Source organism: uncultured Erythrobacter sp., assembly GCF_947502395.1.
In the GTDB taxonomy this organism is placed as follows: Bacteria; Pseudomonadota; Alphaproteobacteria; order Sphingomonadales; family Sphingomonadaceae; genus Erythrobacter.
Map to the genome: position 1 here is coordinate 521237 of NZ_CANMZM010000001.1, position 22048 is coordinate 543284.

The following is a 22048-nucleotide window of genomic DNA, read 5'->3' on the forward strand; positions in this document are numbered from 1 at the left end:
CCTCACGCGATCGTCCCTACCGAGACGACCTCGATGACCAGAAGAAGGGCGAGCACACCAACAAGGGCCGCGCTAGCTCCGGCGAACTGCTTGAAGCGCCGTCTGCGCAAGGCTTCAGCTGTGTCCGAGAGGTTCAGCGAGACCGATCCAATCACTGGCAGGCCCATCAATTTTTCAAGCCTTTGCGTGGTCGCAAAGCCCGAACGCAATTGACCCATGATCCAGGCCACGCCTGCTCCAGCGCCAATGCCTGCGATCAGCACACCCAGCAGAAGAAGAGGACGGTTCGGTGCCGCGGGTTGCTGCGGAACGACTGGCGGATCGATCAAATCGAATTTGTATTGACTGGTCTCATCGACCACATCACCGCGCGTGCGCAGTTTCTCGCGGTCTTCGAGGAGTCGCTCATAATTATCGCGCAAAACTTCATAATCGCGGCTGATACGGTTCGCTTCGGCAGCCACAGCAGGTTCGGTCGCTTGGCTTGCAGCCAGTGATGCCAGCTGTGATTGCAGCGCAGCCCTTCGCGATTGAAGCGACTCAATCGAGGCCTGACGGTCAGCTCTAAGGGCCAAAAGCTGTGTGTAAGCGGGATTGGGAGTGCCAGTCACGTCGTTAGGGCCCGCCGCCGCCACTTGGCGAGTGAGCAAATCAACCTGGCGGCTCGTTGCAACCACATCAGGATGTTCATCGGTCAAGCCACGCGCACGCAATCCAGCCAATTGTGTCTGCGCCTGCAGCAAAGCTGCCTGTGGACCTGAGGCTCCTGCGCCGCTCACAATGGTGCGAGGCGTGCTCGAAATCTGATTGTTCATGGCTGCAAGCGCGCTTTGCGCAGCAGCCAAATCAGCATCGATATCACGCAGCTCAGTGCGCGATTGCTGAACCCGGGTCGAAAGCGTTGCGGTGCCTCCAATCAGGTCAGGATATTGTGCTTCGAAAGCGAGACGTCTTTGTTCCGCCTGCTCAAGCTCAAGTTTGCGCTCTTCAAGTTGATCATTGAGATCGTTGATCGCGCCGCTGATTTCGGCTCGATTTCCCGAGATGTGCTCTTCGCGGAAGATATCGAGCAGCTTCTGCACGATATCACGAGCAAGAACGGCATTCTGAGAATCGCTCAAACCACCCTCACCAACCGATGCGGTGATCGAGAAAAGGTTATCCTCCTCGCTCTCAATCTTCACATCTTCGGAAAGTGACGCGATCGCGCGCTCGAGACCAGGACGATCAGAAATCCCGTCGCCTAGCCTTGATGTGGTGATGACCTTTTCGAGGTTTACCGAGCTCAACAGCGTCTGACGAACGCGCGTGATTTCTTCTTTGCCGTCCCCCGCAATGCCAAGTTGTTCGGACAGCACATCATCGACATCGACAAATATCCGTGCCTTGGATTCGTAGGAATTCGGAATAAGGGCGACGGCAAGCCAGCCCAACAGGCAAACGCCCCAAGCAACAGCAAGCGCGATCCAGCGGCGGTGCCAGACCGAATAAAGCGCCGCGCGCAATTCTTCGAAGAGCTCGTTCATCCTCCCGGCGACGCCCCCTAGAACCGGCTCTCAGGGATGATTATCGTATCACCTGGCTTGAGCATGACGTTGGCGCTACTGTCCCCGCGCTTAAGAAGGTCAGCGAGGCGCAGACGATATTCCTTTTGGGTGCCCGCATTACGGTCGATGCGCAGCAACTTTGCTCGATTGCCCGCAGCGAACTCTCCGAGACCGCCAACGGCGATCATGGCATCTAGCACGGTCATATTGGCGCGATATGGCAAGCTTGAGGGTTGCTCTGTCGAGCCAACCACACGGATCTGCTGATCGAAAGTCGAATTGAACTCATTCACGATCACCGAGACGATCGGCTGCTCGATATATTGCACAAGCACATCACGGATATCATCTTGAAGCTGTGTAGCAGTCTTGCCGACAGCAGGCATATCACGCACCAGCGGAATGGTGATCCGCCCGTCGGGACGAACCTGGATGTCCTCGGCGCTCAGTTCAGGGTTACGCCACACGTGGATCGTGATCTGATCCAGCGGGCCAATGATGTACTCTTCGGTGGGCTCGGACTGCGATTCTGCATAGCTTGCAGAAGGTAATTCGGGTCCAGTTCCTGCGCACGCGGCGAGCGTCGTCGTCGCAAAAAGAGCGCCGGCCAGGCGTGCAAAAGAGGGCGAAATGGGCATCGATGCAATTCCTCAGGTCAGTTGCTGCGGAAACCGATGCAAATTTGCAGGAGCGACCTGCACAATCGGCTTTATCCGCGAATGACCCGGAGTTTCTCGCCCATAATGGTGAATATAATGTTAGTGATAATGGGACTAATCGAGGGCAATCCCATTACGGGACAGCGGCATTAACGAAGCTTAAACAAGGAACTCAGCTGCTGGACCATGCCCAAGGAAGTTCGCTGGAGAGGCGCTTGCTCCGTAGGCACCGGCGCAAAACACCGCGACCAGATCGCCAACGTGTGCACGTGGCATTTCCGCTAAGTCTGCAAGTCGATCAAGAGGGGTGCACAGGCACCCAACCACGTTAACCACCTCATCCGGTTGAGCGTCAAAGCGTGAAGCTATGGCGACCGGATAATTGCGGCGCACCACGGTGCCGAAATTGCCCGAGGCCGCGAGTTGGTGATGCAGTCCGCCATCTGTGACAAGGTAGGTCTGCCCATGGCTAACCTTGCGATCGACCACCCGGCACAGATAGACCCCCGCCTCGCCAACCAGAAAACGCCCTAGCTCAATGCAAAGGTCCGTGTCTTTAAGTGCCTCCGCTCGGGCCTCGACTAGATTATGGAGAACCTCACCGACAGCTGCCAGATCGAGAGGAGTGTCTCCCGGAAAATAAGGGATGCCAAACCCGCCACCCATATTGAGTTTGGGCAGCACCTCTCCAATGGATTCGGATAACTTTTGCGCCAAATTCAGCACGTTGCTTTGCGCTTCTATGATTGCATCAGCATCAAGCGTCTGGCTGCCCGTAAAGATGTGCAGCCCGCGCCACTCTGCCCCTTCCGCAATCAGCGACTTGGCTAGCGCTGGCACCCGCTCAGCATCAACGCCAAAGGGCTTTGCGCCTCCACCCATCTTCATGCCCGAACCTTTGAGCTCAAAGTCGGGATTGACCCTAATAGCAATGCGCGGGGCTTTTCCAACGCTTTGCCCAATAGCAAGCGAGCGCTGCGCCTCACTTTCGGACTCGCAGTTTAACGTGACGCCTGCCGTGATCGCCGCTTCAAGTTCGTCATCGCGCTTCCCAGGCCCGGCGAAACTTACACGCGAGTGGTCTATTCCAGCGCGCTCGATCATCGAAAGCTCACCCGATGACGCGATGTCAAAACCGTCAACCAGATCAGCCATATGCGAGATCACATCTTGGTGTGGATTGGCTTTGACCGCGTAGTTAATCCCAATGCGCCCAGGCAATACATCGCGCAATTGCGCCACACGAGCATCAATGAGCGATTTGGAGTAGACGAAGAGCGGCGTACGTCCAGCTGTCTCGACCAGATCGCTCACCTTATGGCCGCTAATCGCCAATTCTCCATCGAGCGCGCTGTATCCTACGGGAATTGGCCCAAGAGGTTTGATCTTCATTGGGCAGCGCCCTGGCTCAACTCACGATAGAGCGCTGTGCGATCAATTTTTCCATTGGGATTGAGAGGCATTTTTTTCCGCCAATGGATCACTTGTGGTTGCATGAAGTTTGGAAGTTCCTTGAGTAACGCCTTGGGAAGATTGGCTTGCTCTTGATCATCCCCGCTGCCCCTTACCACCAGATGGACGGCATGACCAAGCCGATCATCTGGAATGCCAAGCGCGACAGCCTCGGCCACCAAGCCAGCGGCAACAGCGGCCTCTTCGATCTCCTGTGGGCTTATGCGATTGCCCGCGCTCTTGATCATCGCATCCCGCCGTCCGACGAAATAGAGCAGCCCATTTTCGTCTCGTTTGACTCGATCTCCTGACCAAACAGAAGTGCCGCCATGGGCAGAGAACTCAGGCGCAGACTTAAACCGTTCGGAAGTGCGCTTCTCGTCCTTCCAGTAGCCCTGTGCGACCAGCGGCCCGCAATGGACAAGCTCGCCTTCTTCATCCGAACCAGCGACCGTGCCCCCATCATTGATAACCAAAATCTCGGCAAAAGGGATCGCGGTGCCCATGCTTGTGGGGTGGATGTCCACGAGTTCGGGCTCAAGATAAGTCGAGCGAAACGCCTCAGTGAGGCCATACATCGGATAGAGATCTGCCTGCGGGAAAGTTCCACGTAAATCTTCCACCAAATCCGTGGTTAGCGCACCGCCGCTATTGGTTAGCCTTCGCAAGGGAGTGCTAGCTTCCTCAGCCCAATCGATTTCCGTCAACTGCACCCAAAGCGGCGGGACGGCCGCCAATGTGGTCACACCATGCTTTGCGCAGGCCTTCGATACATCACGCGGGAAGAGGAAATCGAGCGGAACCACGCTACCGCCCGCATACCAGGTGGAAAGCAACTGATTCTGTCCATAGTCAAACGACAACGGCAGGACCGCGAGCGTCACATCATCACTGGCAAGCTTGAGATAATGTGCGACGCTCACCGCGCCGAGCCACAGATTGGCATGGCTCAACATCACGCCCTTGGGACGACCGGTGGAACCACTCGTGTAGAGGATTGCGCAAAGCTCGTTCGCATCAGCCTCTGACGGACCAATTTTGAGCTCAGTCTCATCCGCTTTTGCAAGCGCAGAGCCTTCGTCCAGCGCTAAGCAGGCGTTCGGCACGTCGCCTCCTTCAAGCGATTTCAGGCGCGAAGGCGTTGCGATCAACATTCCTGCGCCGCTATCGGCAAGGATATGCGCAACCTGCGCGCGCTTCAGGAGTGGATTGATGGGCACATGCACCAACCCCGCCCTCGCTGCAGCCAATGGCAAAAGACAAGTAAGCTCGCCTTTAGCAGCCCAAGAGGCAATCCGCGCTCCTTTTTCCGGCACTTCTCGCGCCAACCATCCGGCTAGAGAAGCCACACGCTCTCTTAACGCCTTGTGGTTAAGGACCTTATCCCGAAGCACCAATGCAGGTCGCTCGCCCATACCGTTCTCACACGCTCTTTCAACGAGGTGATCAAGCGGAAACGGCGTGGGATCGGGGCTTTCAGTCATTGGGATCCTTTTGAAGGGCACATTGCGAGTGATCGAAGCGCGGTATCACGACAGGGTTAACGTCTTGCAAGAGCTGATTGCCAACGGCTCGGCAGGTGAAGCGCGTGCCCCGTTCGACCGCGCCGAGTGGTATGAGCTTCTCGCCGAGACCGGGCTCACCCCTCTTATTGCCATTGCAAGCGATGCCGAGAACACCGCAGCGCTCGCTCTCCACGAGGTAAACGGCCACATAACACCTTTAAGAAATTGGTACAGTTTTACCTGGCGCCACTTGGCGTCGGATGGCGAGCAAGGGGACCGATTGCTTGAACAGATCGCTCGGCAGCTCAAAGCACGATCGCATCGCGTCACACTATCGCCAGTACCCGAAGAGGACAGTTCAGCCACACGCCTTTCTCGCGCCTTCGCCAAGGCCGGTTGGCGTGTGGAAGTCACCCAATGCGACACCAACCACGTTCTCCATGTTCAAGAGCGCAGTTTCGATGAGTATTGGGCATCGCGCCCCGGCAGACTTCGGACAACTCTGAAGCGTAAGGCAAGAAAGGTCGAGACCCTGATTGTTTCGCACTTCGACCCAGCTTTGTGGGACGCTTTTGAGGCAACCTACCAAGCGAGTTGGAAACCCGACGAAGATCAGCCCGAAATGCTGCGTAAATTCGCTCGTGAAGAAGGCCATGCCGGACGACTTCGCCTTGGGTTGGCATTCTGCGATGAAGATCCCGTCGCCGCCCAATTCTGGACAGTGGAAGCAGGGACAGCTTACATCCACAAACTCGCGCATCTCGAAAGCGCGCGAAAAATCTCGGCTGGTACGACGCTGTCAGCCGCTCTCTTCCAGCATGTGATAGACATAGATCACGTGGAGGTGGTCGACTTTGGGACGGGCACGCAAAGTTATAAGTCGGACTGGATGGAGAGCACTCGGCCACGCTACCAGATTGATTGTCTTGACCTTTCCTCGCCAAGAGCGTGGCTTGATCTTGCGCGCCTAACCGCAAAAAGGCTGACACTCCCGAACCCGCCCGCGCTTGCACCTTGTCCTCCACGTGGTAAAGGGCCCGACGCTGAAGTGTAATTGCGAGATTTGAGGGTTAAATGCCTTTAGAACAGGACAGTCAGGCGACGAGCTCGGAACCGGCCGAAACCAGCGCCGCGATGAGTAAAGAGACGCTGGATAGCGAGCTCAAGTCGATTATTGCCGACGTGTTGGGTATTGATGCAGAGCAAGCCGAAGCCCTGAATGAAGAAAGCGGTCTGTTTGGGCATTTGCCCGAGCTCGACTCTATGGCTGTCGCTGGCCTCCTCACCGAGATCGAAGATCGTCTCGAGATAATCGTCGAGGATGAAGACGTCGACGCGGAAATGCTCGAGACTTACGGCGGCCTTCTCGCCTTTGCCGAGACCAAGTTGAGCGAGGCCTAACCCAAGTGTCCGGGTCCGGGGCGCGCACGATCGCGACTTGGCAAGCCCCACTTGCGTGCGGTGGTAGCTCTGATGAACTCTTGTTCACGTTTAATCGCGCGAGAGAGCGGCGTGTTCTGGTCCTGCCTGCGCTGTTTGACGAAGCCAACAAGATGCGCCGGTTCACAGTCCAGATGATGCATGCGCTCAAAGAGAGGGGCGTGGACTCTTTCCTACCCGATCTGCCCGGATGCAATGAGAGTCTCGAGCCGCTTGAACTCCAAACGCTTGAGAGCTGGCGCACCGTTGTTGAGGCCGCAATGGAGGCCTTCGACATCACCGATGTGCTGACGATCCGAGCCGGCACCCTCCTCTCCCCACCATCCTTGCCTACTTGGCACTTTGCACCGCTTTCAGGGCCCAAATTGCTTAGAGCCATGATCCGAGCCCGGACAATCGCCGCGCGCGAGGCTGGACGCGAGGAAAGCTCAGAAGGACTGATCGAGTTAGGACGCAAGGAAGGATTGATGCTGGCGGGCTGGCATATCGGCTCGAAAATGTTCAGGGAATTGGAGACAGCTGAGCCGGTTCAAACCGACTTTCAGACAGTTGTTACGCAAAAGGACCTTGGTGGCAGAGGCCTCTGGCTCCGTGCCGAACCAGATGATGATTACAAAGCATCCAAGGCGCTCGCGGCCATTATAGCTGGCGAATTGGAGGATGCCGGATGAGCCGCCTGCAGTTCGAATTTGGCTGCCGAGGGCTTACGCTTGCGGGCTCGCTCGACACAGCCCCAGGGGTCACAGGTCTGCTGATAGTAAACGGCGGCAATGAAATTCGTTCTGGGGCGTTTTCGGGTCAATCCCAGCTCGCAGCTCGGGTGGCAAAGAAGGGTTTTCCCGTGTTTCGCTTTGACCGTCGCGGTACAGGTGACAGCGAGGGTGAAAATCGCGGCTTTCGCAAAACGACGGATGATATCAGAGCCGCGCATGAGTCCTTTCGTGCGGTCGCACCACAGCTCGACAGAGTCTTCGCCTTTGGCAATTGCGATGCCGCATCTGCTCTGATGCTCCAAAGCGGTGCCGGGTTTGATGGGCTTATCCTATCCAACCCTTGGACGATCGAGGAAGGCAGTTCGGAGATCGTCCCTCAACATAGCGCCAAAGCAATCCGGTCACGCTATGCCGCCAAGCTCAAAGACCCGAAGGAGATTTTGCGACTGCTCAAGGGCGGCGTGAATTTCCGCAAGCTCACAAGAGGAGTCGTCGCATCCCTGCGATCCACGCCCGAGCCCAGTGGCCTTGCAGAGGATATGCGAAGAGGGCTCGAGGGCTTCGCCGGAAAGGTCCACTTCGTTCTGGCAGGAAATGACAGAACTGCGCAGCTTTTTGAAAGCACTTGGGACAAAAACGATCCACGAATTAGGCGCTGCGAAGGTGCCGGACATTCCTACGTTGAACCCGAGCATCGAGAGTGGTTGGAGAACCAAATCCTCGCCGCGTTGCGGAGCTAACGGCGCTTAGCGCTCAAACAAGCTCGCCAGCTCGACATGGGTGGACCACCGAAACTGGCCAACGGGTCGCAGGCGTTTGAGCTTAAAGCCCGCCTCAGCCAAAACTGCTCCATCGCGCGCCCAACTTGAGGGGTTACAGCTGACATAGACCACACGGGAAAGGGAGCTTGCGGCGATCTGGGCGATTTGTGCTTTCGCGCCGGCACGCGGCGGATCCAGCAGCGCAGCATCAAAGCGGCCGAGTTCTGAGGCTTGCAACGGATTGCGAAAGAGGTCGCGGTGCAACGCAATCACACTCCCACCAGTACGCGCTGTCGCCGCCTTGCACGCCAAATGAGCGGCTTGGTCAGCCTCCGCAGCCAAAACCTTGCGATCGCCCTTCCCGGCTCTTGCCAAAGCAAATGCGAAGGTCCCTAGCCCCGAAAACAGATCCGCGACTATACGTGCACCGCCAAGCCACTCAGCTGCATCAGCAATCATCCGCGCCTCGGCATCTGGGGTCGCTTGCAAGAAGGCACCGGGTGGTAGCGACACCGGCAGTGCGGACAGGGTCACCGTAGCGGGCTCAGGTTCCCATTGGGTTTCAGGACCATAGCCTTGATCAACGGTGAGTCTTGCAAGGCCATGCGTCTGCGCGAAATCCAACACCGCTTCGATCGCAGATAAACCATCAAGCGGGAAATGAGTGAGGCCAAGGTCAATCCCCTGATCGCACTGCGTTAGCGCCAGATCGACATTGCCCTTGGGTCCATGGTTCGCGACAAATTCGCGCAATGGATCGATCAAATCAACCAGTTGAGGAGCAAGCACAGGGCATTCGGAGAGATTGACCAAGCGGTGCGCGCCAGCCTCCTTAAAGCCGAGAACCGCTCCGTCTTTCACTCGAAGGGCATGAAGCCCTGCCCTGCGGCGCGAATGCGTGGGCGAAAGGTGCTCGTCCAGCAGCTCGCCAATCTTCAGGCCTTGTCCTTCGGCCGCGTTGACTACCCGCTCGCGCACGAAACGTCTGAGTACGGTGTCATCCCCATGCTGCAACTGGCATCCGCCGCAGATGCCGAAATGGCGACACACTGGGTCGATATGATGTGGGCCACGGGAGAGAGTCGCGTCGGTTTCGATCAGGTCACCGGGTACGGCGCGCGCGAAATGTTCACCGTTTTCGGTAACCCCATCGCCCTTCGCAGCAATTCTCACAATCTCGCGGGCGCTGCTCACAAGCGTTTTGCCAAAGCATTGCGCACGGCTTTGGCGAGCTCAAGCGGAGTGAAGGCTGGCCCGCACATCCTTGCTGCCTCACCGTGCAACCACACGGCCTCGCAGGCTGCGCTGAAGGCATCGGTACCCGTCGCCATGCGGCTAAGCGCAATCCCGGCGAGCACATCACCGGTTCCCGCAACCGAAAGCCAAGCGGGCGCAGCCGGTGCGAGCGTCACACGGCCATCAACGCCAGCAATCACGGTGTCGGGGCCCTTCGCGAGCACAACTATATTGGCGGCGCATGCAAGCGCTTGAGCGCGCCCTCGTCGAGTATCCGCTACAACCGAGAACTGGCGACACAGGGCCTGCAACTCTCCATCGTGCGGAGTGGCGAGCACGGGTACACCGTCGTCCAACATCTCTGGAGAAATGAGATGGAGAGCATCCGCATCGAGCACGATCGGTTTCTTCATTGCGAGGGCCAGTTCAAGCCGCTCCCGTGCGCGATCATCGCGTCCAAGGCCGGGACCCACAAGCAGGGCGGCGATGCGTTCATCCGATAAGACAGAATCGAGCGGCCCGCTCTCTTGCACGAGGCCGGAATTTGGCGCCTGATCGGCTGCTTGCGACGCAAGTTTGATATATCCCGCTCCCGCTCTCATGGCCGCTTCGGCCGCTAACTGACCCGCCCCTGGCATGGCACCACCCACTACAATTCCAAGACCGCGCAGATACTTGTGAGAGTCGCTAGACGGCGCGAGGATATGGGGTTTGCAAAGCGGCTCCATCGCCCCTTCCACCAGGTCAATCCCAATCGGGACTAGCCTCTCTTCGCCCATCCAATCGCGGGCTGGAAGCGTGAAATGTGCAATTTTCCACGCACCCAATGCAAGAGTCACGTCAAAACGCGGTAGGCTCTCATTCAGAAGCTCGCCCGTGTCGCTTGCGATCCCGCTGGGCACGTCGAGTGCTATCAAGGTCTGGTGACGCTCGGCCAAGTCCCTCAGCAGCAGGGCAAGCGCACCACTTAGAGGCCGTGTGAGTCCTGAACCAAACAGGCAATCGACCAAGACTTCGCCATGTGCGCCTCCGCCCGATGTCAGAGCTTCGCCTCCCCAAAGTGCGCGTGCCTGCTTCGCTGCAGATGTCTTGGGAGGCTCGGGCGCGATCACTTGGACCACCAACCCTGCCTTTTGCAGACAATGGGCGATCACATAGCCATCGCCGCCATTGTTCCCGAAGCCACACAATACAGTAACGTTTCGTCCTGCGGCAATGCGACGGATCCATTCTGCCGCTCGGCTAGCGGCAAGCTTCATCAGGTCAAACACGGGAGTGCCAGCATCGAATATACGCTGCTCGGCATCGCGCATTTGCTGTGTTGTGAGTATTTGCTCTGGACCCATCACACTTGCGATGGCGGTGGTGTAGGCATCAAATAGCGGTCCCCATTGACGGAGAATTGCCACAAGCCTTTCGGAGATGGGTCAACCATTTCAACATCTTCTGCGCCGTCCTTGACGATTACGCCGCTGACATCTTCCTTTATCAAAAACCGGCGAAAACCGCCTCCGGGATGGTGTATTAGAAACTCCTGCCCCCACTCTTCGTCAATCCATTCGAGCGTGCAGACTGCGTCAAATTCCGCGCCCGAGCCAATTGCGCAATCGAGCGTTGTACCCTGCGGTTCCGGCGATTGAGTCGCCTCGCAAGCGGTTAAGGCTCCGATTACAAGAAGGCTGCTAAATATCCGCAAATACATGAGTTTCTGCCTTTGCTCCGGGATGGGTAAGCGCACCGTTGCGCGCTGGCCCCACATTTTGAGCATAGCGCCAAAGCGCGCCGGATTGGTAGTCATTCGTGCGCGGTTGCCACGCCTCTTTTCGTTTAGCGAGGGTCGCCTCCTCAACCTCGAGGTCAATCGTGCCCGCTTCGGCGTCGATAGAGATGGTGTCGCCATCTTGGACCAGAGCAATCGGGCCGCAGTCCGCTGCCTCTGGACCAACATGTCCGATGCAGAAGCCACGCGTTGCCCCTGAGAAACGGCCATCGGTGATAAGCGCGACCTTTTCGCCCATGCCCTGTCCGTAGAGGGCTGCCGTGGTCGAGAGCATCTCGCGCATTCCCGGGCCGCCCTTAGGGCCTTCGTAGCGGATGATGATAACGGAACCTTCTGTGATATCTCGCTTTTCAACGGCGGCGAAAGCATCTTCCTCGCAGTCGAACACACGCGCGGTGCCAGTGAATTGCAGGCGTTCCATACCAGCGACTTTCACAATGGCGCCTTCTGGTGCAAGCGAACCTATCAGCCCTACCACGCCGCCGGTTGGAGTGATCGGTGTCTTCACATCGTAGAAGACCTTTTGATCGGGCTTCCAAGTGATCTCTTCGATGTTTTCACCTAAGCTTTTGCCCGTGACAGTGATCGGATTGGGATCAAGGAAACCGCCTTCGAGGAGCGTCTTCATCCCCATGTAGATTCCGCCTGCCTCGTGCATATCCTTCGCCACATACTTCCCGCCGGGTTTGAGATCAGCGATGTAAGGTGTTGATTTGAATATCTCGGCGACATCGAACAGGTCAAAATCGATCCCCGCCTCGCTCGCCATGGCTGGCAAGTGCAGCGCGGCGTTGGTGGAACCGCCGGTTGCCGCGACCACGCGCGCAGCGTTTTCGAACGCTTCGCGGGTGCAGATATCACGGGGGCGCAGGTTGATCTTCAAGAGCTCCATCACCTGAGCCCCGGCCCCTCGCGCGATTTCTTCGCGTGATCTGAAAGGAGCAGGCGCCATATTGCTGTTTGGCAAAGAAAGTCCGATGGCCTCTCCCACACAAGCCATGGTGTTCGCGGTAAACTGACCACCGCACGCGCCGTGGCCCGGACATGCGACTTTTTCGAGCGCTATCAGCTCTTGCAGAGGACAATTCCCCGCAGCGTGCTGACCAACGGCCTCAAACACATCGACAACCGTGACATCCTCGCCCTTGTGCGTGCCGGGAAGGATCGAACCGCCGTAAACGAAGATCGACGGTACATTGAGTCTCAGCATCGACATCATCATGCCGGGCAGGCTTTTGTCACAGCCCGCAAAGCCCACCAGCGCATCATAGCAGTGCCCGCGCACCGACACCTCAACGCTGTCCGCAATCACTTCGCGGCTGATAAGCGAGCTTTTCATGCCCTGGTGGCCCATGGCGATGCCGTCGGTCACGGTGATCGTGTTGAAGCGGCGCGGTGTGCCTCCGTTCGCAATCACACCTTCGCGACAGATATCGGCCTGCGCGTTCAAAGTCGTATTGCACGGCGCGCTGTCATTGCCGGCGCTCGCTACAGCCACGAACGGCTGCGCAATCTCTTCCTCGGTCATACCCATCGCATAGTAGTACGAGCGGTGTGGCGCGCGTTCAGGGCCGACAGAGACATGACGGCTTGGCAGTTTGGATTTGTCGAAAGACATAATGTTACTCGAAAGGTTTAGCGTGAGACACGGGCACTGCCTTTAGTCGAGCGTGAGCGCAACCCTTGTACTCACTTTGGCAAGCAATGCTGCCCAGTGGTTCTGGTCCTCTGTGGTCGAAATCAAGTCCTGACGGATCTCAATCGCACAATAGGGACGACCAAAGGGTTCCGCGTGGCGGTTCATCGTCGCGTTCAACTGCTTGCCGGAATATGGCTCATTATCACCAACATTGAGTCCTTCCTCGACAAAGAGCTGAATTGCATGGCGTGCTGCGCGATCATCCTCATTGTAAAGCAGTGCGACTTCCCAAGGGCGTGGCTCATCGCTTGTGGCGAGTTTTGGCGTGAAGCTGTGAAGCGAGATGATGAGGCTAGGTGCGCGCTCATCCAGCCACTTGGACATTGCCTCGTGATAGGGTCGGTAGATGCTGCTGAGACGCTCCTCAACATCCGCGCCTACATTGCCATGGATGACATGACCGTCGCTTGTCTGAGGGACCACTCCGGGGTGCTCTTCCTCACGGTGGAGATCGACGACGAGGCGGCTGACGGTGGCTAGGTGGGCTGGAACTCCATGGTTGGCGGCCATTTCTTCGGCGATACCCTCAACCCCAATGTCCACGCCGATGTGTTCGTTCACCAAGGCGGGGTCGATCCGCAAGTCTATGCCTTCGGGCACTTGGTTTGAGGCGTGGTCGGAGACACAGACGATACCGCCGCATGTGGCCTCTCCGATCTGTCGGTAAGGCAGGGTCACCGCAGCTTCCCGCTAAGCGTCCACCAATCGGGGTGCACTGTGTTCAAACGCTCCCGCGCCGCATCGCGGGCCTCAAGCGTGTCGTAAAGCGCAAAGCAAGTCGCACCAGAGCCCGACATCCGGGCGAGCCAAGGGTTGTCCGCTTTGCAAGGGTTGTCCGCTTTGAGAGCGTCCAAGACTTGCACAATGGCTGGGCACAGCTTGAACGCAGGCGCTTCAAGGTCATTGCGGCCCGCAAGCGCGATTTCCTTGGCGGATTCTTGCGGCAGGGCCCCTCGATCATGTCCGTCCCACGCTTTGAATACAGGGCCCGTTGAAAGCGGCACGCGAGGGTTCACCAGCAGCACGGGTGTTCCGACAAGGTCGCTGTCCAGCGGCTCCAATTCTGTTCCAGTGCCCCGCCCGATTACCGTTTCGCTGCGCACACAACATGGCACATCTGCGCCAAGTTTGGCTGCACGCTCATGCCAATCATCGGGAAGGCCGTGGAGTGCCTCCACCAGCCGGAACACGGCGCCCACATCCGCAGACCCTCCCCCAAGGCCAGCCGCCACGGGGAGCACTTTTTCAAGCGTGATATCGAGCCCGCCAGTGCGCGGGAGCCCGGACAAGGCCTTTGCCACAAGGTTGTCGAAGGGATTGTCGATACCCCCTGCAAATTCGCCAAGGGTGGTCACCCGGTCTGAATCAGCGGGCTTAGCGCTCAGCGTGTCGCCGCCATCCACAAAGGCAAACAGCGTCTCAAGCTCGTGATAGCCATCCTCACGCCGCCTGCGAACATGCAGCGCAAGGTTGATCTTGGCGTAGGCGGTTTCTTGCATCACTCTTCACCAGTGGTTTCAGGGGGTGCCCAAAACTCAAGGTCGTGAATCCAACGCAAGGTAGACCCCAAACCAACAATAAAACCAGCTACCAAAATAAACCGATCCAAGTCTGTAAGAGTCACTTTGACCAGCTCGCTGGAATAGCCTGCAAACATCAAACCGACGAGGAAGATTAATAAGCAAACAATCACTCTAGATATGATCAAAAAGCGTCTCATGCTTGGCTCAATCACTGGTCATCGCGAGCGAAGCGAAGCGATCCAGGGCGTCTCGCGTGCAACTCTGGATTGCTTCGACACTACGCTTCTCGCAATGACGAAGCAGCCGAACCACTACATATTCGGATAGTTAGGCCCGCCCATCCCTTCTGGTGTCACCCAGTTGATGTTTTGATTGGGGTCTTTGATGTCGCAAGTCTTACAGTGGACGCAGTTTTGCGAGTTGATTTGGAAGCGCGGCTCTTTGCCCTCTTCCTCTACCCACTCATACACGCCCGCCGGGCAGTACCGTGAGGATGGCCCGCCAAAGATGTCGTATTCGCTCGACTTTTGAAGGTCTGCATCACCCAATTGCAAGTGAACAGGTTGGTCCTCTGCGTGGTTGGTGAAGGAATACGCCACATTGGTCAGGCGATCGAAGCTGATCTCGCCATCGGGCTTGGGATAGTCGATCTTCGGATAAAGGTCAGCCCGGCCCGTTTGGGTATAATCGGCGTGGTGCTTCATACTGATGGGCAGACCGATCTTCAGAGTGCGCATCCACATATCGGCACCAGCGAGGATAGTACCAATGTCCTCGCCATATTTGGCGACAGCAGGCTCTGCATTCTGAACCAGCTTCAGCTCATCCGCGATCCAGCTTGAACGAACGCTTGGCTCATAACCTTGCAGCTCTGGCTGATTTCCGTGGTTTGCGATCTCCGCCACGATGGCTTCGGCGCACAGCATACCGCTCTTCATCGCCGTGTGGCTGCCTTTGATGCGCGGTACGTTTACGAAACCAGCCGCACAGCCGATCAGTGCGCCGCCCGGGAAGGCAAGCTTTGGCACAGACTGCCAGCCGCCCTCGTTGATGACACGCGCGCCGTAAGCGACACGGGTGCCCCCTTCGAGATATTCGCGGATCGCCGGGTGCTGTTTCCAGCGTTGGAATTCCTGATAGGGCGAGACCCATGGGTTCTTGTAATCCAGTGCTGTCACGAAGCCGATCGCCACTTGGTTGTTTGCCTGGTGGTAGAAGAAGCCCCCGCCCCATGTGCCGCTCTCGCTAAGCGGCCAGCCTTGGGTGTGGATCACGCGACCGGGCACGTGCTTGGATGGATCAACGTCCCACAGCTCTTTGATGCCAAGGCCGTAAACCTGTGGCTCGCAATTGGCCTCTAGGTCGTATTTCGCTTTGATGCCCTTGGTAAGGCTCCCACGCGCGCCCTCTGCAAACAGAGTGTATTTCGCCTCGATTTCCATGCCCGGCTGATAGTCGGGCTTTTGGCTGCCATCTTCGGCGATGCCCATGTCTTGGGTGACAACGCCTTTGACCGCGCCATTGTCGTCATACATCACGCCAGAGGCTGGGAAGCCGGGGAACACCATGACGCCAAGAGCCTCAGCCTGCTCACCAAGCCAACGCGTCATATTGCCAAGAGAGCCAGTGTAGCACCCACTGTTGCTCATCAAAGGCGGCATGATGATGTGCGGGATCGAAGTCTTGCCGGTTTTGCTGAGCGACCAATGCCAGTTGTCGGTCACTGGGGTCTCAGCCATCGGGCAATCCATATCGCGCCAATCGGGGAAAAGTTCACCCAGAGCCTTGGGATCTACCACTGCGCCCGAAAGAATATGTGCCCCGATCTCTGAGCCTTTCTCAAGGACAACGACTTCGAGTTCTTCATTCAGCTGCTTCAAACGGATCGCAGCGGAAAGGCCGGCTGGCCCACCACCCACAATCACGACGTCGCATGGCATTGATTCGCGTTCGCTCATGAGCTTTTGTATCCCAATCATCTTGTTGCGAGTGATCTCGCATCTTTTGTGCCTGACTGCACTTGCTAAGCAGGCCGCTCACAGTCAAGGGGGAGCGTTGAATCGTATGACCATTGATACACCCTCTTTGACTGACGAAATGCGTGCCGCGCTTGGGTGGTGGCAGTTGGCGGGAGTCGACAGTGACTTTGCCGATGAAGCTACGGACTGGCTCAAAAGTGCTGGAAGCTCTCAGGCTGCGAATTCCGTTAGTGGTGCTCCGGTCATCCGAGAAGTTCAGCATGGTCTGTCTTCGCCGCAAGACGCGCAGCCAGAGCCAATTGCGCCGAAGCGCGTAGATCTCTTAGGTCCAAATCCTCCAACAACCCTCAGCGAGTTTCAAGAGTGGTGGCTTTCTGCCCCCGGCCTGGACGCGATTGGACCGCGGGGGCGGGTTGCACCGAGGGGCCCACAAGGCGCCGAACTTATGGTGCTCGTGATTGATCCTGAGCAGGGCGATAAAGAAAGACTGCTGAGCGGACCGCAAGGACGACTCCTATCTCGAATCATTTCGGCGATGGGACTAGCCGAGGATTCGATCTATTTGGCTTCGGCTTTGCCACGTCACACGCCAATGGCCGACACCGCGACCCTAAGTGCAACAGGAATGGATGAGGTAACGCAGTTTCATGTTAACCATGTGAATCCGCAGAGGCTCTTGGCCTTTGGCGCAGGCATCCCACCGCTTTTGGGCCACACATTAACGAATGACCTCTCGCATTTACGCGAAATCAACCGAAAACCTTCATCAATACCGTTGTTCGTGACCGAGGGGCTCGACGCCATGATGGCGATGCCCCGTTTGAAAGCACGATTCTGGCGGAGATGGATCGAATGGTCGGCCAAGGAATAACGTTGAATTCTATGCGTGCTTTAATTGCTGGTCTTGGTTTGCTTTCCGCATTGGCTTTTGCCCCTGCCGCTTCGGCGCAGACTGACGGGCTAGTCGCGCGGTATGATCGCGATGGCCCTCACCAGAGTTCGATTCCGGCTCAACTCAATGCAGATGAGCGCGCGCACTATGCCCAAGTCTTTGCAGCGATTGATGCTGAGCGCTGGGATCAAGCCACTTCGCTTCTCAACCAGCGTACCGACAGCGTGCTTCACCAAGTTGCGGTGGCGGAATTCTATACTCACGCCAAAAGCCCCAAGGTCTCTGCCGAACAAATCTCTAATTGGTTTCGCGACGGTGTCCATCTGCCTCAGTCAGAGCAACTTGGTCGAATCGGGGCCAATCGTGGGCTAGAGTGGCTTCCGACCTTCCCGCGCACGCTCAATCTGGCCCGGCAGCCCGGCATCACAAAACGCACACGCCCTCGCACGGTGGACGATGGAACACTGTTTGCCGAGAGCCGCTCAGCGATCCTCGACGCGATCAAGAATGACGACCCCATCAGCGCGTATAATGTGCTTCTCGAAGCAGATCCCTATCTCAGCCCCGAATCCCGTGCCGAATGGCGTCAGCGCGTTGCCTGGAGCTTCTACATTGAGAATGACGACCAGAATGCTCTGGCTCTGGCTCAAACCGTTGCCGAAGGATCGGGCGCTTGGGTGGCCGAGGGCGAATGGGTCGCCGGGCTGGCCGCTTGGCGGTTGGGCTCTTGCCAAGTCGCTGCCGAAGCCTTCTCAAGGGCCGCTGACCGATCGACCAATGTCGAACTTACGTCGGCCGCGCATTATTGGGCACATCGTTCCTATATCCGCTGCCGTGAACCGGGCGCAGCGCAAGCGCACCTGGAGAATGCAGCACGGTTTGACGAGAGCCTCTACGGCCTACTCGCGGTAGATCAGCTGGGTATTGAGCTGCCTTCTGCCGCTCCTGTTCAACGACTCTCCAGCGGGGAATGGAGCGCCATTTCCGATCGACCCAATATCCGCATCGCCAAGGCACTTGTCGAGATTGGTCGCCCTGCGCTGGCCGACGAAGTTCTCCGCCACGAGGCGCGCATCGGCCGGGCGCAAGACTATTACGCTATTGCCAGATTGGCGCGCGATCTTGGCCTACCTTCGACCCAGCTCTTCATGGCGAATTACGCGCCGCGCGGAATGCGCGCAGACAGTTCGCTTCGCTTCCCAGTTGCGCATTGGCAGCCTAGCACTGGATGGAGAGTTGACCCTTCGCTCGCCTTCGCTCATGCGCTGCAAGAGAGCAATTTCCGGGCAAGCGCCGTGAGCCCCGCCAACGCGCGCGGCCTAATGCAGATCATGCCCGGCACCGCGCGCGATCACAATCGCCGGTTGAACCTCGGCGCGAGCTACGCCGACCTTAACAAGCCAGAGGTAAACCTTGCCTACGGTCAGCAGCACCTTGAGATGCTGCGCGATTCGGGCGCGACGCAGGGGCTCCTTCCGAAGATTATGGCGGCCTACAACGCTGGGCTAACTCCGGTCAGCCGCTGGAATTATGAGATCAACGATCAAGGCGATCCGCTGCTCTGGATGGAATCGATCCCCTATTGGGAAACGCGCGGCTACGTCGCCATCGTCATGCGCAATTACTGGATGTATGAACGTGCCGCCGGTGCGCCTTCACCAAGCCGCCGCGCGCTTGCACAAGGGCAGTGGCCTACTTTTCCCCTTCCCGCTAGGACGAGGTCTGCAAACCTCAACCGATAGGAAAACGACACGTGGCGATTGACCGAGCCCGCATTTTCACGCCCATCAACATCGCCATACTTACCGTTTCTGATACGCGCAGCCCGGAGACCGACACCTCGGGCGACATCCTCGCAGATCGGGTCGCCGGTGCAGGGCATGCACTGGTCACTCGTACCATCGTCAAAGATGACGCCGCCCTTCTTGCCAAGCAGTTTGAGGATTGGATCGACGACCCTCAGATTGACGCTGTGATCTCGACAGGAGGCACTGGGCTAACAGGCCGCGATGTCACCCCCGAAGCGTTCACACTCATCGGTGGCGCACGCGATATTCCCGGCTTTGGCGAGCTGTTTCGCTGGCTCAGCTACAAGACCATCGGCACCAGCACAGTCCAATCACGCGCCTGCGCCATCGTCGCCCGCGGAACCTATCTATTCGCCCTTCCCGGCTCCAACGGAGCGGTCAAAGATGGTTGGGATGGTATCCTTGCTGAACAACTCGACAGCCGCAATCGCCCCTGCAACTTTGTTGAATTGATGCCTAGATTGCTAGAGACATAAACACTCTTATGTTCTATATATGTTCTGATTATGCAATCCAAGGTGAGAACGCCCCATCATCCCGAAGCCGCTCATGGACGCGGCGCGCCTTCTGCCAACGTGTCAACCCGCTTTGGCCTTCCAGTGCGCAAGGTGGATGGCGACTGGCGCGATCATATGGAAAGCCTCGATGGCCCTCCCGTGAAGCTGCGGACCCATGTGACAGAAGAGCACCCCAAGACAATCCTGTCGTTTAACAACTCGCCAGACGTGCCCTTTGACCGTTCGATCAACGCCTATCGTGGGTGCGAACACGGCTGTGTCTATTGTTATGCCCGCCCTACCCATGCTTATCACGACTTGTCGCCGGGTCTCGATTTTGAAGCGCAGCTCTTTGCCAAACCCGGTGCTGCGGACCTTCTCCGTAAGACCCTGAGCAAGAGCGGCTATAGACCAGCACCTATTGCGCTGGGCACCAACACCGATCCCTATCAACCGATTGAGAAACGCTACGAGATAACAAAACAGATCCTGGAAGTATGTTTGGACGCTCGCCATCCGGTGACGATCACAACCAAATCAAACCGTCTTCTGCGCGACGCAGACCTCCTCAAAGAGATGGCGCGGCGCAAGCTGGTGGCAGTCGCAATTTCGGTGACGACCCTCGACGCAAAACTGTCCGGCAAGCTTGAGCCTCGCTGCACTTCGCCAGCCAAACGGATCGAGGCGCTGGGCAAATTGGTGGAATTGGGTGTTCCCGTGCATTGCTCGATCTCCCCCATCATCCCGGCGATCACCGATGAGTTTATGGAAGGCATTATCGAGGCGGCTGCAGCGGTTGGCGTCAAGAGCGCAAACTGGATCCCCTTGCGTCTGCCCCACGAAGTCGCCCCACTGTTCCGCGAATGGCTCGCCGTCCATTATCCCGACCGTGCAAGCAAGGTGATGAGCATTGTTCGCTCCATTAGAGGCGGCAAAGACAACGATCCAGATTTCTTCACCCGTATGAAGCCCCAAGGCGTGTGGGCAGACATGTTCCGAGCAAGATTTAGGATCGCGTGCAAGCGTGCAGGTGTTGGTCACGGCAGAACCGCGCCAAGCTTTGAACTCAATTGTGCAAAATTCCGGCCACCGGAGATAGGTGGTCAGATGCGCCTATTTTGATCCACACAGCTATGGATATTCCGATGAGATCGCAGATCATTCTGAACATGCACCGTTCATTGGCGGGCACTTACTCAGACTACACACGCTTTGGAGGACAAAACTTGAGACCCTTTCTCTTGCTATTCTGCTTGGCTACCGCCTTGTCCACGAGCCAAGCCTTCGCGCAGTCCAGTGCATCTCTGGAACTGTATGACTACCTCGTGCAAGATGTTTGCGTCGGCCCTTCTGGTGATGTCATCAAGGGCGATCCGGCCACTTGTCAAACTCATCGGAATATCGAGATTGGCGAGCCTTCGCCTTATCTCCTTACCGATTGGGATACGGTGCAAGGTGTTAGCTACGCCGCCTGGAACTCAATTCCAGTTCGAGGCGAAGATAGCCAAGTGCGGGTGATGGTATCGAAAAGCTTGTTGGGCGAATACAATGCCGACTTCACATTCTCTTACTCAGAAGAAAAGGACGGCTACGATCTTATCGATTTGAGCCACAGTGATTACGCGTCAATCATTCGGACATCGGACGGTGGATGCCTCGATCAACTTTTTGCCCCGCGCCTTGCCCGGAATATCAAGCGTGGAACGCGCTTCAATCGAAGGCGATCGTATTCGAGGTCCGCGCTTTATGCTCCCAGAGCCCGAGCCGGGGGCTGGATCTTATTTCCTTTTGAACTCGCGCCCAGCCAATGGCCTCAATCAAGCTCGCACACACATCGCAACACGCGGACACCATTGCAAAGGATCAGCGGCTGCAATGCAGGTGGAAGCACCGGTGTGACATACTGGAATGCGCCCGCCCCCTATTCCTACGAAGGCAATGAGGACGGCGTTCGCAAAACCCTCCTCACCATTCGCTCAGACCATTTTGGGTCACGAAATCTCTCATCGCGCAGCAATGCGCTTGAGAGTTTCTATTTTACTCGCGAATACGGAATGACGCGGTGGGAAGCATGGATTCCACGCAGACGATGCATCGCGGAGGCTGAACGCGTGCCCCAAGGGCAACTGCGATCACAATGCTTCCCCGAGGTCGCTGATAAACAGTCAGCGCCTGGGCCTGAGCTTAATCTGCGTGCAAGGTGCAAGGACATGAATGTCACTGGCACCGGCCACCCGGATGTCGCGCGCTGGGGCGCACAAGACTGGGTTCGCGTCGATTGCCGCGATTTGACGCGCTATGTTGCGCTGAAAGAGCCTGTTCTCATGCTGGACAAACGTATGGCCCAGATTAACGGGGTAGACGATATCGATTTCTAGCGCGAACGCAGACGAGGATACGTGGGTAGCGTCGGAGAAACTTAGGCTGCACGTCGAACCAGCGATCAGAGCTGGGCTCATCGCAACGCAGCCAAGATTTCTCGGGCTTTGCGCCCATGTACGGATATATGAGCGCTCGTCCGCGGAGTGCACCGTTTAGAGTCGCCGCGATCTCAAAG

Annotated in this window: 21 protein-coding genes; 9 read left to right on the top strand and 12 right to left on the bottom strand. The window is 57.4% G+C overall.

The genetic code is table 11. The annotated features are described in order from the left end of the window. Nucleotides 1–2 precede the first annotated feature (2 nt). The 4 genes from Q0778_RS02420 to Q0778_RS02435 form a co-directional block, all read right to left on the bottom strand. Nucleotides 3–1526, bottom strand: a complete 1524-nt coding sequence (locus tag Q0778_RS02420) for an XrtA system polysaccharide chain length determinant (RefSeq protein WP_298304887.1) — start codon at nt 1524–1526, stop codon at nt 3–5. 17 nt (nt 1527–1543) lie between these two features. Next, entirely contained in the window at nt 1544–2185 is a 642-nt protein-coding gene (locus tag Q0778_RS02425; protein ID WP_298333735.1) for an XrtA/PEP-CTERM system exopolysaccharide export protein, read from the bottom strand. A 180-nt stretch (nt 2186–2365) separates the two neighbouring features. Further along, entirely contained in the window at nt 2366–3592 is a 1227-nt protein-coding gene (locus Q0778_RS02430; protein WP_298334856.1) for a pyridoxal-dependent decarboxylase, exosortase A system-associated, read from the bottom strand. A gap of 2 nt (nt 3593–3594) precedes the next feature. After that, entirely contained in the window at nt 3595–5142 is a 1548-nt protein-coding gene (locus tag Q0778_RS02435; RefSeq protein ID WP_298333737.1) for an acyl-CoA ligase (AMP-forming), exosortase A system-associated, read from the bottom strand. Between Q0778_RS02435 and Q0778_RS02440 the strand changes: the two genes are divergently transcribed. The 4 genes from Q0778_RS02440 (at nt 5120) to Q0778_RS02455 (ending at nt 8056) form a co-directional block, all read left to right on the top strand. Next, nucleotides 5120–6217 carry a GNAT family N-acetyltransferase gene (locus Q0778_RS02440; protein ID WP_298333739.1) on the top strand — a complete coding sequence of 366 codons (1098 nt, stop codon included), beginning with the start codon at nt 5120–5122 and terminating at the stop codon, nt 6215–6217. The two genes, Q0778_RS02435 and Q0778_RS02440, sit on opposite strands and share 23 nt — an antisense overlap. Nucleotides 6218–6297: 80 nt before the next feature. Continuing rightward, nucleotides 6298–6564 (top strand): acyl carrier protein, encoded by a 267-nt coding sequence (locus tag Q0778_RS02445; RefSeq protein ID WP_298334858.1) that lies wholly within the window; start codon nt 6298–6300, stop codon nt 6562–6564. A 5-nt stretch (nt 6565–6569) separates the two neighbouring features. Continuing rightward, nucleotides 6570–7274 (top strand): hypothetical protein, encoded by a 705-nt coding sequence (locus Q0778_RS02450; RefSeq protein ID WP_298333741.1) that lies wholly within the window; start codon nt 6570–6572, stop codon nt 7272–7274. After that, entirely contained in the window at nt 7271–8056 is a 786-nt protein-coding gene (locus Q0778_RS02455) for a hydrolase 1, exosortase A system-associated (protein WP_298333743.1), read from the top strand. Before Q0778_RS02450 ends, Q0778_RS02455 begins: the two co-directional genes overlap by 4 nt. Before the next feature lie 6 nt (nt 8057–8062). Here the strand turns inward: Q0778_RS02455 and Q0778_RS02460 are convergent, their stop codons facing one another. The 8 genes from Q0778_RS02460 to Q0778_RS02495 form a co-directional block, all read right to left on the bottom strand. Next, nucleotides 8063–9271, bottom strand: a complete 1209-nt coding sequence (locus Q0778_RS02460; protein WP_298333745.1) for a class I SAM-dependent RNA methyltransferase — start codon at nt 9269–9271, stop codon at nt 8063–8065. Continuing rightward, the gene (locus Q0778_RS02465; protein WP_366519509.1) at nt 9268–10722 is read right to left on the bottom strand and encodes an NAD(P)H-hydrate dehydratase; all 1455 of its coding nucleotides are present in this window, start codon (nt 10720–10722) and stop codon (nt 9268–9270) included. Before Q0778_RS02465 ends, Q0778_RS02460 begins: the two co-directional genes overlap by 4 nt. Further along, nucleotides 10659–11015, bottom strand: coding sequence for a hypothetical protein (locus Q0778_RS02470; protein ID WP_298333747.1), 357 nt, complete (start codon nt 11013–11015; stop codon nt 10659–10661). The genes Q0778_RS02465 and Q0778_RS02470 overlap by 64 nt, the downstream gene beginning before the upstream one ends. Beyond that, nucleotides 10996–12711, bottom strand: a complete 1716-nt coding sequence (gene ilvD / locus Q0778_RS02475) for a dihydroxy-acid dehydratase (protein ID WP_298333748.1) — start codon at nt 12709–12711, stop codon at nt 10996–10998. The genes Q0778_RS02470 and ilvD overlap by 20 nt, the downstream gene beginning before the upstream one ends. Nucleotides 12712–12753: 42 nt before the next feature. Beyond that, entirely contained in the window at nt 12754–13470 is a 717-nt protein-coding gene (locus Q0778_RS02480) for an N-formylglutamate amidohydrolase (RefSeq protein WP_298333750.1), read from the bottom strand. Beyond that, on the bottom strand, nt 13467–14291 hold the full coding sequence (locus tag Q0778_RS02485; protein ID WP_298334862.1) for a 4-(cytidine 5'-diphospho)-2-C-methyl-D-erythritol kinase: 825 nt from the start codon (nt 14289–14291) through the stop codon (nt 13467–13469). Before Q0778_RS02485 ends, Q0778_RS02480 begins: the two co-directional genes overlap by 4 nt. Then, the gene (locus tag Q0778_RS02490; RefSeq protein WP_298333752.1) at nt 14291–14512 is read right to left on the bottom strand and encodes a hypothetical protein; all 222 of its coding nucleotides are present in this window, start codon (nt 14510–14512) and stop codon (nt 14291–14293) included. Before Q0778_RS02490 ends, Q0778_RS02485 begins: the two co-directional genes overlap by 1 nt. A gap of 114 nt (nt 14513–14626) precedes the next feature. Then, nucleotides 14627–16273: an electron transfer flavoprotein-ubiquinone oxidoreductase gene (locus Q0778_RS02495; RefSeq protein WP_298304853.1), complete on the bottom strand. Its 1647-nt coding sequence runs from the start codon at nt 16271–16273 to the stop codon at nt 14627–14629. A 106-nt stretch (nt 16274–16379) separates the two neighbouring features. Here Q0778_RS02495 and Q0778_RS02500 point away from each other — a divergent pair, with 106 nt between their 5' ends. The 5 genes from Q0778_RS02500 to Q0778_RS02520 all read left to right on the top strand — a co-directional run bounded on the left by Q0778_RS02500 (nt 16380) and on the right by Q0778_RS02520 (nt 21869). After that, the gene (locus tag Q0778_RS02500; protein WP_298333754.1) at nt 16380–17165 is read left to right on the top strand and encodes a hypothetical protein; all 786 of its coding nucleotides are present in this window, start codon (nt 16380–16382) and stop codon (nt 17163–17165) included. A gap of 11 nt (nt 17166–17176) precedes the next feature. After that, the gene (locus tag Q0778_RS02505; protein ID WP_298333756.1) at nt 17177–18928 is read left to right on the top strand and encodes a lytic transglycosylase domain-containing protein; all 1752 of its coding nucleotides are present in this window, start codon (nt 17177–17179) and stop codon (nt 18926–18928) included. 11 nt (nt 18929–18939) lie between these two features. After that, nucleotides 18940–19470 carry a molybdenum cofactor biosynthesis protein B gene (gene moaB / locus Q0778_RS02510; RefSeq protein ID WP_298304845.1) on the top strand — a complete coding sequence of 177 codons (531 nt, stop codon included), beginning with the start codon at nt 18940–18942 and terminating at the stop codon, nt 19468–19470. Nucleotides 19471–19500: 30 nt separating this feature from the next. Continuing rightward, a complete protein-coding gene (locus Q0778_RS02515) occupies nt 19501–20613 on the top strand; it encodes a PA0069 family radical SAM protein (protein WP_298333758.1) in 1113 nt (370 codons plus the stop codon). Between the two features lie 143 nt (nt 20614–20756). Beyond that, complete coding sequence (locus Q0778_RS02520) at nt 20757–21869, top strand: hypothetical protein (RefSeq protein WP_298333760.1); 1113 nt, start codon at nt 20757–20759, stop codon at nt 21867–21869. Nucleotides 21870–22048 lie beyond the last annotated feature (179 nt).

Bases quoted from the DNA above. Each gene is read 5' to 3' on its own strand.
- Q0778_RS02485 (WP_298334862.1), bottom strand. From the start codon at position 14,291: ATGCAAGAAACCGCCTACGCCAAGATCAACCTTGCGCTGCATGTTCGC.
- Q0778_RS02420 (WP_298304887.1), bottom strand. From the start codon at position 1,526: ATGAACGAGCTCTTCGAAGAATTGCGCGCGGCGCTTTATTCGGTCTGG.
- Q0778_RS02435 (WP_298333737.1), bottom strand. From the start codon at position 5,142: ATGACTGAAAGCCCCGATCCCACGCCGTTTCCGCTTGATCACCTCGTT.
- Q0778_RS02495 (WP_298304853.1), bottom strand. From the start codon at position 16,273: ATGAGCGAACGCGAATCAATGCCATGCGACGTCGTGATTGTGGGTGGT.
- Q0778_RS02455 (WP_298333743.1), top strand. From the start codon at position 7,271: ATGAGCCGCCTGCAGTTCGAATTTGGCTGCCGAGGGCTTACGCTTGCG.
- Q0778_RS02490 (WP_298333752.1), bottom strand. From the start codon at position 14,512: ATGAGACGCTTTTTGATCATATCTAGAGTGATTGTTTGCTTATTAATC.
- Q0778_RS02505 (WP_298333756.1), top strand. From the start codon at position 17,177: ATGCGTGCTTTAATTGCTGGTCTTGGTTTGCTTTCCGCATTGGCTTTT.
- Q0778_RS02445 (WP_298334858.1), top strand. From the start codon at position 6,298: ATGAGTAAAGAGACGCTGGATAGCGAGCTCAAGTCGATTATTGCCGAC.
- Q0778_RS02515 (WP_298333758.1), top strand. From the start codon at position 19,501: ATGCAATCCAAGGTGAGAACGCCCCATCATCCCGAAGCCGCTCATGGA.
- ilvD (WP_298333748.1), bottom strand. From the start codon at position 12,711: ATGTCTTTCGACAAATCCAAACTGCCAAGCCGTCATGTCTCTGTCGGC.
- Q0778_RS02500 (WP_298333754.1), top strand. From the start codon at position 16,380: ATGACCATTGATACACCCTCTTTGACTGACGAAATGCGTGCCGCGCTT.
- Q0778_RS02470 (WP_298333747.1), bottom strand. From the start codon at position 11,015: ATGTATTTGCGGATATTTAGCAGCCTTCTTGTAATCGGAGCCTTAACC.
- Q0778_RS02425 (WP_298333735.1), bottom strand. From the start codon at position 2,185: ATGCCCATTTCGCCCTCTTTTGCACGCCTGGCCGGCGCTCTTTTTGCG.